Below are 13430 nucleotides of genomic sequence, written 5' to 3'. Positions count from 1 at the left end.
GCCGTTGCATCACGCCACGGACGACTCGAGGAAGTCCTTGGCGAAGCGCTGCAGCACGCCGCCGGCGTTGTACACCTTCACTTCGGCGGCGGTGTCCAGGCGGCAGGTGACCGGGACTTCGACGACTTCACCGCTCTTGCGATGGATGACCAGGGTCAGGTCGCAGCGCGGCGACACATCGCCCTTGATGTCGTAGGTCTCGGTGCCGTCCAGGCCCAGGGTCAGGCGGGTGGTGCCCGGCTTGAACTCCACCGGCAGCACGCCCATGCCCACCAGGTTGGTGCGGTGGATGCGCTCGAAGCCTTCGGCCACGATCACTTCCACGCCCGCCAGGCGAACGCCCTTGGCCGCCCAGTCGCGGGACGAGCCCTGGCCGTAGTCGGCGCCGGCCACGATGATCAGGTTCTGCTTGCGGTTCATGTAGGTTTCGATGGCTTCCCACATGCGCATCACCTTGCCTTCCGGCTCGACGCGGGCCAGCGAACCCTTCTTCACTTCCCCGTTGACCACGGCCATTTCGTTGACCAGCTGCGGGTTGGCGAAGGTGGCGCGCTGGGCGGTCAGGTGGTCGCCGCGGTGGGTGGCGTAGGAGTTGAAGTCCTCCTCCGGCAGGCCCATTTTCGCCAGGTATTCACCGGCGGCCGAGTCCGCCAGGATGGCGTTGGAAGGCGACAGGTGATCGGTGGTGATGTTGTCCGGCAGGATCGCCAGCGGACGCATGCCCTTGAGCGTGCGCTCGCCAGCCAGCGCGCCTTCCCAGTACGGCGGGCGGCGGATGTAGGTGGACATCGGGCGCCAGTCGTACAGCGGGCTTTCGGCTTCCTGAACGCTGCCCAGGTCGAACATCGGGATGTAGACCTGCTTGAACTGCTCGGGCTTGACGCTGGAAGCGACGATGGCGTCGATCTCTTCGTCGGACGGCCAGAGGTCCTTCAGGGTGACCGGGTTGCCGTTCTTGTCGGTGCCCAGCGGGTCCTGCTCGATGTCGAAGCGCACGGTGCCGGCGATGGCGTAGGCGACCACCAGCGGCGGCGAGGCGAGGAAGGCCTGCTTGGCGTAGGGATGGATACGGCCGTCGAAGTTGCGGTTGCCCGAGAGCACGGCGGTGGCGTACAGATCGCGGTCGATGATCTCTTTCTGGATCGCCGGGTCCAGCGCGCCGGACATGCCGTTACAGGTGGTGCAGGCATAGGCGACGATGCCGAAGCCGAGCTTCTCCAGCTCCGGCAGCAGGCCGGCTTCTTCCAGGTACAGCTTGGCGACTTTCGAACCCGGCGCGAAGGAGGTCTTCACCCACGGCTTGCGAACCATGCCCAGCGCGTTGGCCTTCTTCGCCACCAGGCCGGCGGCGATGACGTTGCGTGGGTTGGAGGTGTTGGTGCAACTGGTGATGGCGGCGATGATCACCGCGCCGTCGGGCATCAGGCCCTGGGCTTCTTCACCCTTGCCGGCTTGCAGCTTGGCTTCGTCAGCGATGCCGCGCTCGGCCAGCGCCGAGGTCGGCAGGCGGCGGTGCGGGTTGGACGGGCCGGCCATGTTGCGCACGACGCTGCCCAGGTCGAACTCCAGCACGCGCTCGTACTCGGCGGTCTCCAGCGCGGTGCTCCAGAGGCCGAGGGTCTTGGCGTAGTTCTCCACCAGCTCCACCTGCTCGGGCTCGCGGCCGGTGAGCTTGAGGTAGTCGATGGTCTGGCCGTCGATGTAGAACATCGAGGCGGTGGCGCCGTATTCCGGGCACATGTTGGAGATGGTCGCGCGGTCGCCGATGGACAGGCTGTCCGCACCCTCGCCGAAGAACTCGACGTAGGCGCCGACCACGCGCTCCTTGCGCAGGAACTCGGTGATCGCCAGGACGATGTCGGTGGCGGTGATGCCCGGCTTGCGCTTGCCGGTGAGCTTGACGCCGACGATGTCGGGCAGGCGCATCATCGACGGGTGGCCCAGCATCACGGTCTCGGCTTCGAGGCCGCCGACGCCGATGGCGATCACGCCCAGGGCGTCCACGTGCGGGGTGTGCGAGTCGGTGCCGACGCAGGTGTCGGGGAAGGCCACGCCGCCACGCGCCTGGATCACCGGGCTCATTTTCTCCAGGTTGATCTGGTGCATGATGCCGTTGCCGGCCGGGATCACATCGACGTTCTTGAACGCGGTCTTGGTCCAGTCGATGAAGTGGAAGCGATCCTCGTTGCGGCGATCCTCGATGGCGCGGTTCTTCTCGAACGCATCCGGATCGAAGCCGGCGGCTTCCACGGCCAGCGAGTGGTCGACGATCAGCTGGGTCGGCACCACCGGGTTGACCTTGGACGGGTCGCCGCCTTTCTCGGCGATGGCGTCACGCAGGCCGGCGAGGTCGACCAGCGCGGTCTGGCCGAGGATGTCGTGGCAGACCACGCGCGCCGGGTACCAGGGGAAGTCCAGGTCGCGCTTGCGGTAGACCAGCTGCTCCAGGGAGGCGGTCAGGTCTTCCGGTTCGCAGCGGCGCACCAGCTGTTCGGCGAGCACGCGGGAGGTGTAGGGCAGTTTGTCCCAGGCGCCGGCCTGGATCGCATCGACCGCCTCGCGGGCATCGAAATAATCCAGCGCAGTGCCGGGCAGGCGTTTGCGGAATTGAGTGTTCATCATTTGCGGTCCTTGAGCGGCACGAACTTCAGATCTTCCGGGCCAACGTAGTTGGCGCTCGGGCGGATGATCTTGCCGTCGATGCGCTGCTCGATGACGTGGGCGGACCAGCCGGCGGTGCGGGCGATCACGAACAGCGGGGTGAACATGGCGGTGGGCACGCCCATCATGTGGTAGCTGACGGCGCTGAACCAGTCGAGGTTGGGGAACATCTTCTTGATTTCCCACATCACGCTTTCCAGGCGCTCGGCGATGTCATACATCTTGGTGTTGGACTGCTCGTTCGACAGCTGGTGAGCGACTTCCTTGATCACCTTGTTGCGCGGGTCGGACACGGTATAGACCGGGTGGCCGAAGCCGATCACGACTTCCTTGCGCTCGACGCGGGCACGGATGTCGGCCTCGGCTTCGTCCGGGTTGTCGTAGCGCTTCTGGATCTCGAAGGCCACCTCGTTGGCGCCGCCGTGTTTCGGGCCGCGCAGCGCGCCGATGGCGCCGGCGATGCAGGAGTACATGTCCGAGCCGGTGCCGGCGATCACGCGGGAGGTGAAGGTGGAGGCGTTGAACTCGTGCTCGGCGTACAGGTTCAGCGAGGTGTGCATGGCGCGCACCCAGGACTCGCGCGGCTTCTGGCCGTGCAGCAGGTGCAGGAAGTGGCCGCCGATGGACTCATCGTCGGTCTCGACGTCGATGCGCTTGCCGTTGTGGCTGAAGTGGTACCAGTAGAGCAGGGCGGAACCCAGGGAGGCCATCAGCTTGTCGGCGATGTCGCGGGCGCCAGGATGGTTGTGGTCGTCCTTCTCCGGCGACAGGCAGCCGAGCACGGACACGGCGGTGCGCATCACGTCCATCGGGTGGGCCGAGGGCGGCAGGGTTTCCAGGGCGGCTTTCACGCCGGCCGGCAGGCCGCGCAGGGCCTTCAGCTTGGCCTTGTAGCCGGCCAGTTCGGCAGCGTTGGGCAGCTTGCCGTGGACCAGCAGGTGGGCGATTTCCTCGAAGTCGCAGCGGTTGGCGAAGTCCAGGACGTCATAGCCACGGTAGTGCAGGTCGTTGCCGGTGCGGCCGACGGTGCACAGGGCGGTGTTGCCAGCGGCGGTGCCACTCAGGGCCACGGACTTCTTCGGCTTGAAGCCGGTGGTGGTTTCTGCGGTAGCGCTCATCGCGTGTCTCCTCATCAAATCCGGTTGCTTGCTCTTGTCCCCCGGCATGGGCCGAGGTTTCGGTTCGAATCTGGTCGGCGGATAACGCCTGCGGCGTTATGCGCCCTACGTTCGCTTGCTTCGTCATCCCCGCGAACGCGGGGACCCAGAAACAAAGGCGAATCCGGCACGGGGCCCGATTCGCCGGTTCATCTCACTTCTTGCCAGCGGCGAACAGCGCGTCGAGCTTCTGCTCGAAGGCGTGGTAGCCGATGCGGTCGTACAGCTCGGCACGGGTCTGCATCAGCTCGATCACGTTCTGCTGGTGGCCTTCCTGGCGGATTGCGGTGTACACGGCTTCGGCGGCCTTGTTGGCGGCGCGGAAGGCCGACAGCGGATACAGCTGGATGGCCACGCCGACCGAGGCCAGCTCGTCGCGGGTGAACAGCGGGGTGGCGCCGAACTCGGTGATGTTGGCCAGGATCGGCACGTTCAGCGCGTCGACGAAGCGCTTGTAGGTCGGCAGGTCATAGGCGGCTTCGGCGAAGATCGCATCGGCGCCGGCCTCGACGTAGCGCAGGCAGCGTTCGATGGCGGCGTCCACGCCTTCGGCCTGGATGGCGTCGGTACGGGCGATCAGGAAGAAGTTCGGGTCGGTCTTGGCATCGGCAGCGGCTTTCACGCGGTCAGCCATCTCCTCGGTGGAGACGATTTCCTTGCCCGGACGGTGGCCGCAGCGCTTGGCGCCGACCTGGTCCTCGATGTGGGCGGCGGCGGCGCCGGCCTTGATCAGGCTCTTCACGGTGCGCTCGATGTTGAAGGCGCTGGGGCCGAAGCCGGTGTCGATGTCCACCAGCAGCGGCAGGTCGCAGACGTCGGTGATGCGGCGCACGTCGGTGAGCACGTCGTCCAGGGTGTTGATGCCCAGGTCCGGCAGGCCGAGGGAACCCGCCGCCACGCCGCCACCGGAGAGGTAGATGGCCTTGAAGCCGGCGCGCTTGGCCAGCAGGGCATGGTTGGCGTTGATCGCGCCGATCACCTGCAGCGGCTTTTCTTCGGCAAGGGCGTCACGGAAACGTTGGCCGGCGGTCTTGTAGCTCATTGTTCACCTCGTTCGTTGGCTGTCTTGGCTTGGGCGTCCAGGTAGTGACGCTCCACATTGCGTTTCGAGGCGCCGATGTGACGGCGCATCAGCAACTCGGCCAGTTCGCCGTCACGATCGGCGATGGCATCGAGAATCCGGTGGTGCTCGGCGAAGGCCTGGCGCGGCCGGTTGGGCGTCGCCGAGAACTGCAGGCGGTACATGCGCACCAATTGGTACAGCTCGCCGCAGAGCATGCGGGTGAGGGTGCGGTTGCCGCTGCCCTGGATGATCCGGTAGTGGAAGTCGTAGTCGCCTTCCTGCTGGTAGTAGCCACGGCCGGCCTGGAAGGCCTCGTCGCGCTCGTGGGTGTCGAGCACGCGGCGCAGTTCGTCGATCTCGGCCTGGCTCATGCGCTCGGCGGCCAGGCGGCAAGCCATGCCTTCGAGGGATTCGCGGATCTCGTAGAGCTCCAGCAGCTCCTCATGGCTCAGCGACACCACCCGCGCGCCGACGTGCGGCACGCGCACCAGCAGCTTCTGGCCTTCCAGGCGGTGGATCGCCTCGCGCAGGGGGCCCCGGCTGATGCCGTAGGTGCGCGCCAGTTCCGGCTCGGAAATCTTGCTGCCGGGGGCAATCTCGCCCTTGACGATGGCGGACTGGATCTTGCGGAACACGTGTTCCGAGAGGGTCTCGCTGTCGTCGGAAACGGGGCTTGGCAGAGTCAGGCTATCGTTCATGGTGTCGACAATCTTCTTGATGTGCGGCGAAAGCTACCCCTCGAAAGCCTCTGGGTCAATCAAGATTTGATGAAGTGTCGACAATCGTCTAACAACCCCTTGGGTTTATGCCCAAGGGGATTGGTCAGTCGGCGCTGTCGCCCGCGAAGTTGGCGGATATCCCCTCGTCAGGCGCTGAGCCGGCGCCGCTGAAGGCCGCTAGGATCAGGGGAAAAGCGGAGATCGCGCGCATGCAACTCTACGACCGTTATGTCCTGCCCCGGCTGATCGATTTCGCCTGCGGCCTGGGCGATGTGATGAAGCAGCGCTCGCTGCTGGTGCCGCGCGCCCACGGCCGGGTGCTGGAGATCGGCATGGGCACCGGGCTGAACCTGTCGTTCTACGATCCGGCGAAAGTGTCGACAATCGTCGGGGTCGACCCGGCGGCGCAGATGCAGAAGCTCGCCCGCGAGCGCGTGGCGCGCATCGGCATTCCGGTGGAGATGGTGGCGCTGGAGCTGGGCGAGATCCGCGCCGACTCCGGCAGCTTCGACAGCATCGTCTGCACCTTCACCCTGTGCAGCATTCCCGATGCGGTGGCGGCGCTGAAGGAAATGCGTCGGGTGCTCAAACCCGGCGGTGAGTTCCTCTTCTGCGAACACGGCCTGGCGCCGGACGCCAGCGTGCGCGCCTGGCAGCACCGGCTGACCCCGGTATGGAAGCCGCTGGCCGGCGGCTGTCACCTCGATCGCGACATGCCGGCGCTGATCCAGGACGGCGGCTTCATGCTGCGCGAGCTGGTCCAGGACTACCTGCCGGGGCCGCGGCCGATGACCTACGTCTATCGTGGCGTGGCCGACTGAGCGGGCTCTCAGGCGGCGCGGTGCAGTGGGGTGACGCTGAGGATGTGCGAGCTGGCGAGGAACAGGTCCGATACGGCGCCGCTGGGCGCCTCGCCGTTCTGGCAGTCGTCCAGGCGCACCATGGCGGGCGCATGGCCTTCGTGCAGGGCGAGGAAGTGCTCGCGGCTGATACGGCCGTGGAGAATGCGTTGCGGGCGGTAGGGAGACCAGGTCTCCACTTCGACCCAGAGGCTGTCGGGATCGGTGTGCATGGCGGATGGTCCGGTGGGGAAAATGGGGTGCCTACTCTAGACATCCGCCCTGTGCAAAATTCATCAGAGACATCTGGTTAATTTGTAGGAAATTATTTTTATCCCACGAGCTCGTCCGACGGCGACGCGGAAAAGGCTGCCGCCCGGTCCTTGGCGGAAGCCTCGAACGGCATCGACGTGGAGTGCGGAGCGCCTGAGAGCGAGGACAAATGGCGTATAGCGTCGGGGGGGATCGCCAGACGCCCTTACCGGGGCTGGACTAGGAACAACTGTCTTCTTGGAAGCCCGTGCCAGCGCATGCCCTCACCCCAACCCTCTCCCGGAGGGAGAGGGGGCAGATTGTGCTGGCTCACGCTGTGGTTTCATCCTGCACCGAACGGTTCCCTTTCCCGCTTGAGGAGCGGGGCGCGCAGCCGGGGTCAGGGTGAGGGGGCTTGATCTCGTAGGAGCAACTATCTTTTGGGCTCCCGCGTTCGCGGGAGTGATGGGGGTGATTCACGCTCCTCAGCGTCATCCCCCGCGAACGCGGGGATCCAAAAACAATGTAGGAGCGGACTCTGTCCGCGATGCTTTTGATTTCGGTGTTCCGCGCCGCTTCAGCGTGCGCTGGGACTTCTTGTTTCGCCCCCTCGGGCGACCTCCTTTGGCAAACGCCCCAAAGGAGGCAAAGGTCTTGCCCCGGACATCCGGTTTTTCGCTTGGGGCGAAAAATTCCCTCGTTGAAGCGAAGTTTCAGGGGCCCGCTGCGAAGGGCCGTCCCTGGCCCATCGCAGCTCTCGCGACATCCATGTCGCTCAACCCCTGAAACTGCGCTTCAACGAGGCCTCCTGAACGGGGCAGTCGGAGTGCGCGGGCGTTTCTCTGGAAGTCTTCAGAGCCAGAGCCAGAGCCGGGGGAGGGGCTTTTCGTAGGAGCGGACCTTGTCCGCGAAGTCCCACCGCCATCCCCGCGTTGCAGGATGAATGCCGCAGCACAGGGGCGGGCACGAGACGGTGGTGTTCACCTGTCGGCGCGGATTCCGCCGCGATGGATTTCGCGGACAAGGTCCGCTCCTACAATTCAACGCCGGCGCAACAGGCGCGGGCGATGCCCGCGATTCGCGCCCATGGGGCGCACCTGCGGAATCAGAGCTGGATATCGTCGCGGATCAGCACACAGGTGCAGCCGTCGTTGTCTTCGCTCCAGTCGTGCAGGAAATACATCTGGATCTTGCCGCCGTCCATCACCGCCAGGAAATCGCCGATCTCCGGCACGAAGAAGCCCGGCGTGCCCGGCTCGGCCTCGGATTCGAGGCGTGCATTGAAGAACAGCGCAGGGTCGGCGTCGTCGAAGAAGTCTTCGCGCTCGGCGGCATCCCACTCGACGGGGGCTTCGAAGGGGCCGAGGAAGAGCACCTTGGCGCTGCCCATGTCCAGCTCTTCGGCGTCCGGGTCGTTGTCGTCCGGGCGGTAGACGTCGGCGTCCAGTGCATCGGCGCTGGCGAGGATGGCGCGGCGTGCGGCCATGCGCTGCTGCGGGTCGACGCCGGCATCGGCGCAGAGCTGGTTCCAGAGGGTTTCGGCTTGGGTGGACATGGGGGCTCCCGCTCGTGCGGCCGGTTCAAAGGGCGATAGTGTCCGGGACCGGGCGGTGCAGATCAATGGGAATGCATCGTGTAGGAGCGGGCCACGCCCGCGAATGCGTAACAGGCCGGCCTGCGGCCGGATCGCGGGCATGGTCCGCTCCTACAGGTCAAAGGCCGTACTTCTTCACCTTGTCGAACAGCGTGGTCTTGGCCATGCCCAGGGCCGCCGCTGCCTGGCTGAGGTTGCCGGCGTAGCGTTCCAGGGCGGCGGACAGCAGGCTCTTCTCGAACGCCTCCACGGCCTCGGCGAAGCGCGGCTCGCCGGCATCCGGGCCGAGGTTGCCGCCGGCCAGCACCGGCAGGCCGAGGGCGAAGCGTTCGGCGACGTTGCGCAGTTCCCGCACGTTGCCCGGCCAGTCGTGGGCCATCAGGGTGGCAGCGGTGGTGTTGTCGATGGCCGGTGCCGGGCGGTCGAAGCGCAGCGAGGACTGCTGCAGGAAGTGCTCGAAGAGCATCAGGATGTCTTCGCGGCGTTCGCGCAGCGGCGGCAGGTTGAGGGTGATGACGTTGAGGCGGTAGTAGAGGTCGCTGCGGAAGCTGCCGTCGCGGCCCATGGCGGCGAGGTCGGATTTGGTCGCGGCGATCACCCGGCAGTCCACGCGGATCAGTTCGTTGGAGCCCAGGCGTTCCAGTTGCTGTTCCTGCAGCACGCGCAGCAGCTTGATCTGCAGGTTCAGCGGCATGCTCTCGATCTCGTCGAGGAACAGGCTGCCGCCGTCGGCGTGCTCGATCTTGCCGATCCGGCGCTTGCCGGCGCCGGTGAAGGCGTGGGCTTCGTGGCCGAAGATTTCGCTGTCGATCAGGCTTTCCGGCAGCCCGCCGCAGTTGAGCGCGACGAAGGGCTTGGGTTGGCGCCGGCTGTAGTCGTGCAGGCAGCGGGCGACCAGTTCCTTGCCGGTGCCGGTCTCGCCTTCGATGAGCACGTTGGCGGAGGTGTCGGCGACGTTGGCGATCAGCTCGCGCAGCGCCTGCATGGCCGGCGAGCGGCCGATCAGCCGGCTTTCCAGGGCCTGCTTGCCGGCGAGCTGGCGGCGCAGCTGGCTGACTTCGCGGGTCAGCGCGCGCTGGGCGAGGGCTCGGCGCGCGGTGTCCACCAGCTTCTCGGGGGAGAAGGGCTTCTCCATGAAGTCGTAGGCGCCGTCACGCATGGCCTTCACCGCCATGGCGATGTCGCCGTGGCCGGTGATCAGCACCACCGGCAGGCTGGGGTCCAGCGCCCTGAGCTTCTCCAGCAGTTGCAGCCCGCCCATGCCGGGCATGCGGATGTCGCTGACGACGATGCCGGGAAAATCGGCGCCGATCTTCTTCAGCGCTTCCTCGGCGCTGCCCACGCCGTCGCAGTCGATGTCTTCCAGGGCCAGCGCCTGCTGGCAGCCGAGCAGTACGTGCGGGTCGTCCTCGACGATCAGGACGCGCAGGGATTCTTCGCTCATGCGGGGTTCTCCAGGGCAGGCAGCAGCGGCAGGTAGAGCTCGAAGGCGGTGCCGCCGGCCTCCGGGTAGGTCACGCCCAGGCTACCGCCGGCGGCGGTGGCGAGGCTGGCCGAAAGGGTCAGGCCCAGGCCCAGGCCGAGTTCGCCGGGCTTGGTGGTGAAGAAGGGTTCGAACAGGTGCGCGCGGGCGTCCTGAGGGATACCGGGGCCGTTGTCGCGCACGATCAGGCGATAGCGGTCGCCCTCGGCGCGCCCTTCGAGCCAGAGCTGGCGGTCGTCCTGCGGGCTCATGGCGTCCAGGGCGTTGGCGATCAGGTTGACCAGGATCTGCTCCAGACGGGTCTGGTCGATGGCCAGACGGGCGTCGGGGAAGTCGCGGTGCAGGCTCACCGGCACCTCCTTGAGGCGCACCTGCAGGACCATCATCGCGGCATCCACCGCCTTGCCCAGGCCGGCCTGGCCGTGGTCGTCGGCGCGCCGGGCGAAGGCGCGGAGGCTGGCGGTGATGCGGCCCATGCGGTCGACCATCTCGTTGATGACTTCCAGATTGCTGCTGGCGACGTCCAGCTTGCCGCGGGCGAGGAAGCGCACGGTGTTGCCCGAGAGGGTGCGCAGCGCCGCCAGCGGCTGGTTGAGTTCGTGGGCGATGCTGGTGGACATCTGCCCGATCACCGCCAGCTTGCCGGCCTGCACCAGTCGGTCCTGGGCCTTGCGCAGGGTGTCTTCGGCCTGGCGGCGTTCGCGGATCTGTTCGCGCAGGTGCTGGTTGCTGGCGCGCAGGTCGCTGGTGCGGTCGGCGATGCGCCGCTCCAGGGCGTTGTTGGCCTGCTCCAGCGCCTCGCGGGCGGCGAGGCGGGTGGCGATGACCTTGCGCCGCTCGTTGGAGGCGATCAGCAGGAAGGCCAGCAGGGCGAAGCCCAGGGCGGCGAGCATGCCGTGGATCATGGCTTCGCGGCGCACGTCGTGCAGCGGGCTGAGCAGGGTGAAGTTCCACGAGGTGTCGTTGAGACGGCGGGTCTGCATCAGGTAGCTGACCGGGTTGTGGCCGTCGGCTTCGGGCGACTGCGGCGGGAAGCTGATTTCCTCCACGCCATCGCCCAGCGAGCGCCGTGCCAGCGGCTGCCATTCGTTGAGCGCCCACCAGTAGTACTGCAGGCTGCGCGCCATGCGTTCCTTGTCGTCGGCGCTGAGCGGGCGCACGGCCTTCAGGCGCAAGGCGGGATCGCTGGAGAGGATGATGATGCCGTTCTCGTCGCTGACGAAGGCTTGCAGGCGGGCTTTCTGCCAACGCTCTTCGAGCGCTTCCATCTTCACCTTGACCACCGCCACGCCGATGATCTGGTCGCCGCTGACCAGACCGTGGGCCAGGTAGTAGCCGGGCTCGCCGGTGGTGCTGTCCATGCCGTAGAAGCGTCCCGGCCGGCCCGCCATGGCGTCCTGGAAGTAGGCGCGGAACGACTGGTCCTCGCCCTGGTAACTGTCCACGTTCTGCCAGTTGCTGGTGGCCAGCACCCGTCCGGAGGTGTCCAGCAGGTAGATGGCGCGGCTACCGGCGCGGCGGTTCAGGCCTTCGAGGTAGGCGTTGACCAGGTTGCGGTTGTAGGGCGTGGGGTCGAGCAACAGGCGGGTGACGTTCTTTTCCAGCTCCAGCACGCTGGGCAGGTAGGAGTACCGGCTCATCTCGCTCTCCACGCCACGGGCGTGCAGTTCCAGCTGGCGTTCGCCGCTGCCGATCAGGGCGCGGGTGCCGGCGCCGTCGCTGATCAGGTAGCCGCCGTAGCCGAAGCCCAGGGTGAGCAGGAGCAGCAGGAGAGGCAAGAGGAGGTTGCGCAGCAGGCGTGGCTTCACGGTGAGCGGCGGTGGCAATGGGCTGGGAGGGCATTGCATCACAGTCGTCCGGGCCGAGCCAGCCCAGCGCCGGGGCACGGCGATGGACTGGCTCGGATACCACATGCTGCGCTCTCGCAGGCTTAGGGTTTTACGACCATGCCGATGCCGCGGCCGCGCGGATCGGAGGCGGTTTCCAGGGCCTTGCCGTCGACGCGGATGGCCTGGATGTCACCCATGTTCCAGCCCTGGTCTTCCAGCTTGTAACCCATGGCCTTCAGCTCGTCGGCGACCTTGCCGGTGAGCGGTGCGTAGGCGTCGTAGTAGATAGTGTCTTTCGGCAGCAGTTGGTGATGCACGCGCTGCGCGGCAACGGCCTTCTCCAGAGGCAGGTGGTAGTCGTAGACGTTGTTCAGCACCTGGAAGATCGAGGTGAAGATCCGCGAGCCGCCGGGGGTACCCAGCACCAGGCTGACCTTGCCGTCGCGGGTGACGATGCTCGGGCTCATGGAGGAGAGCATGCGCTTGCCCGGTTCGATGGCGTTGGCATCGCTGCCGACCACGCCGAAGGCGTTGGCCACGCCCGGCTTGGCGCTGAAGTCATCCATTTCGTCGTTGAGCAGGAAGCCGGCGCCCTTGACCACCACGCCGCTGCCGAAGTCCCAGTTCAGGGTGTAGGTGTTGCTGACGGCGTTGCCGTCCTTGTCGACGATGGAGAAGTGCGTGGTCTGGTGTGGTTCCAGGCCCGGACGGACCTTCTCGGTGGGCGAGATGGCGTTCGGGTTGACCTCGGTGGCGCGCTTGGCGATGTAGGCCGGGTCGGTCAGCTGGGCCACCGGCACCTTGGAGAAGTCCGGGTCGCCCAGGTAGTCGGCGCGGTCGGCGAACACGCGTTTCTCGATCTCGGCAAGCAGGTGGATGTACTTGGCGGAGTTCAGTTCCACGCCCTTGAAGTCGGCGGCGCGCTGTTCCTTGATGCCGATCAGCTGGGCCAGGGCGATGCCGCCGGAGCTCGGCAGCGGCGCGGTGTACAGGGTGTTGCCCTGCCAGTCGATGCGCATCGGCTCGCGCCACTTGGCTTCGTAGCCGGAGAGGTCTTCCTGGGTGATCAGGCCGCCGTCGTGCTTCATCTGGGCGACCAGCAGCTTGGCGGTCTCGCCCTTGTAGAAGTCGTCCGGGCCCTTGTCGGCGATGCGCTCCAGGGTCTTGGCCAGTTCCGGCTGCTTGAAGGTCTGGCCCGGCTTCATGGTGCCGAAGTAGTCACCGAAGTTGGTCTTGCCGTTGAACAGCGCGATGGCGTCCTGGCGGTACTGGTATTGCTGGTCGGCGACCTTGAAGCCGGTCTTGGCGTAGCCGATGGCCGGGGTCAGCAGCTCGCTCCACTTCAGTTTGCCGAAGCGCTTGTGGGCTTCCCACAGGCCCATCACGGTACCCGGCACGCCGGCGGCCTTGGTGCCCACCAGGCTGAGGTTCTCGATCACCTCGCCCTTGTCGTTCAGGTACATGGTCTTGGTCGCGGCCTTGGGCGCGATCTCGCGGTAGTCGAGGAAGTACGGCTTGCCGTCGATGTACAAGGTCATGAAGCCGCCGCCGCCGATGTTGCCGGCTTCGGGGTAGGTGACCGCGAGGGTGAAGGCGGTGGCGACCGCGGCGTCGACGGCGTTGCCGCCCTTCTTCAGGATCTCGGCGGCGACCTTGGCGCCGTACTGGTCCGGCGCGGCTACCGCGCCGCCGTCGAGGGTGGCGGCGAAGACCGAGGAGCTGGCGGCGAGGATCGCGACGCCCAGGGGCAGTTTCGTGAAGTGGATCAGACGCATGGACCTTCCTTATTTATTGTTGTGTTTCAGGTGAGGTTGGTACGCCCCTCTGGGGGCG

10 protein-coding genes are annotated in these 13430 nt (G+C 66.5%); 1 reads left to right on the top strand and 9 read right to left on the bottom strand.

Annotation, left to right across the window (positions count from 1 at the left end):
- Positions 1–9 precede the first annotated feature (9 nt).
- The 4 genes from acnD to ACQ5BL_RS23825 form a co-directional block, all read right to left on the bottom strand.
- Entirely contained in the window at positions 10–2619 is a 2610-nt protein-coding gene (gene acnD / locus ACQ5BL_RS23840; protein ID WP_243805260.1) for a Fe/S-dependent 2-methylisocitrate dehydratase AcnD, read from the bottom strand.
- Entirely contained in the window at positions 2619–3779 is a 1161-nt protein-coding gene (gene prpC / locus ACQ5BL_RS23835; RefSeq protein WP_243805261.1) for a bifunctional 2-methylcitrate synthase/citrate synthase, read from the bottom strand. Before prpC ends, acnD begins: the two co-directional genes overlap by 1 nt.
- 193 nt (positions 3780–3972) lie before the next feature.
- Entirely contained in the window at positions 3973–4860 is an 888-nt protein-coding gene (gene prpB / locus ACQ5BL_RS23830; protein ID WP_243805262.1) for a methylisocitrate lyase, read from the bottom strand.
- Positions 4857–5579 carry a GntR family transcriptional regulator gene (locus ACQ5BL_RS23825; protein ID WP_207884520.1) on the bottom strand — a complete coding sequence of 241 codons (723 nt, stop codon included), beginning with the start codon at positions 5577–5579 and terminating at the stop codon, positions 4857–4859. Before ACQ5BL_RS23825 ends, prpB begins: the two co-directional genes overlap by 4 nt.
- A 230-nt stretch (positions 5580–5809) precedes the next feature.
- On the opposite strand from ACQ5BL_RS23825, the gene ACQ5BL_RS23820 reads away from it, so the two are divergent.
- On the top strand, positions 5810–6421 hold the full coding sequence (locus ACQ5BL_RS23820) for a class I SAM-dependent methyltransferase (RefSeq protein WP_243805263.1): 612 nt from the start codon (positions 5810–5812) through the stop codon (positions 6419–6421).
- 8 nt (positions 6422–6429) lie between these two features.
- Here ACQ5BL_RS23820 and ACQ5BL_RS23815 read toward each other — a convergent pair whose 3' ends face one another.
- The 5 genes from ACQ5BL_RS23815 to ggt all read right to left on the bottom strand — a co-directional run bounded on the left by ACQ5BL_RS23815 (position 6430) and on the right by ggt (position 13372).
- On the bottom strand, positions 6430–6672 hold the full coding sequence (locus tag ACQ5BL_RS23815; protein ID WP_243805264.1) for a hypothetical protein: 243 nt from the start codon (positions 6670–6672) through the stop codon (positions 6430–6432).
- Positions 6673–7796: 1124 nt separating this feature from the next.
- Positions 7797–8246, bottom strand: a complete 450-nt coding sequence (locus tag ACQ5BL_RS23810) for a hypothetical protein (protein ID WP_207884517.1) — start codon at positions 8244–8246, stop codon at positions 7797–7799.
- A 157-nt stretch (positions 8247–8403) separates the two neighbouring features.
- Positions 8404–9729, bottom strand: a complete 1326-nt coding sequence (locus ACQ5BL_RS23805) for a sigma-54-dependent transcriptional regulator (RefSeq protein ID WP_430293299.1) — start codon at positions 9727–9729, stop codon at positions 8404–8406.
- Positions 9726–11615, bottom strand: coding sequence for a sensor histidine kinase (locus ACQ5BL_RS23800; protein ID WP_243805265.1), 1890 nt, complete (start codon positions 11613–11615; stop codon positions 9726–9728). The genes ACQ5BL_RS23805 and ACQ5BL_RS23800 overlap by 4 nt, the downstream gene beginning before the upstream one ends.
- An 83-nt stretch (positions 11616–11698) precedes the next feature.
- Positions 11699–13372 carry a gamma-glutamyltransferase gene (gene ggt / locus ACQ5BL_RS23795; protein ID WP_243805266.1) on the bottom strand — a complete coding sequence of 558 codons (1674 nt, stop codon included), beginning with the start codon at positions 13370–13372 and terminating at the stop codon, positions 11699–11701.
- Between the last annotated feature and the right edge of the window lie 58 nt (positions 13373–13430).

The organism is Pseudomonas sp. B1-22, from assembly GCF_050474425.1.
Taxonomy (GTDB): domain Bacteria; phylum Pseudomonadota; class Gammaproteobacteria; order Pseudomonadales; family Pseudomonadaceae; genus Pseudomonas.
This window is presented reverse-complemented; position numbering and strand designations above follow the sequence as displayed.

Bases quoted from the DNA above. Each gene is read 5' to 3' on its own strand.
- prpC (WP_243805261.1), bottom strand. From the start codon at position 3,779: ATGAGCGCTACCGCAGAAACCACCACCGGCTTCAAGCCGAAGAAGTCC.
- ggt (WP_243805266.1), bottom strand. From the start codon at position 13,372: ATGCGTCTGATCCACTTCACGAAACTGCCCCTGGGCGTCGCGATCCTC.
- prpB (WP_243805262.1), bottom strand. From the start codon at position 4,860: ATGAGCTACAAGACCGCCGGCCAACGTTTCCGTGACGCCCTTGCCGAA.
- ACQ5BL_RS23825 (WP_207884520.1), bottom strand. From the start codon at position 5,579: ATGAACGATAGCCTGACTCTGCCAAGCCCCGTTTCCGACGACAGCGAG.
- acnD (WP_243805260.1), bottom strand. From the start codon at position 2,619: ATGAACACTCAATTCCGCAAACGCCTGCCCGGCACTGCGCTGGATTAT.
- ACQ5BL_RS23810 (WP_207884517.1), bottom strand. From the start codon at position 8,246: ATGTCCACCCAAGCCGAAACCCTCTGGAACCAGCTCTGCGCCGATGCC.
- ACQ5BL_RS23805 (WP_430293299.1), bottom strand. From the start codon at position 9,729: ATGAGCGAAGAATCCCTGCGCGTCCTGATCGTCGAGGACGACCCGCAC.
- ACQ5BL_RS23800 (WP_243805265.1), bottom strand. From the start codon at position 11,615: ATGCAATGCCCTCCCAGCCCATTGCCACCGCCGCTCACCGTGAAGCCA.
- ACQ5BL_RS23820 (WP_243805263.1), top strand. From the start codon at position 5,810: ATGCAACTCTACGACCGTTATGTCCTGCCCCGGCTGATCGATTTCGCC.
- ACQ5BL_RS23815 (WP_243805264.1), bottom strand. From the start codon at position 6,672: ATGCACACCGATCCCGACAGCCTCTGGGTCGAAGTGGAGACCTGGTCT.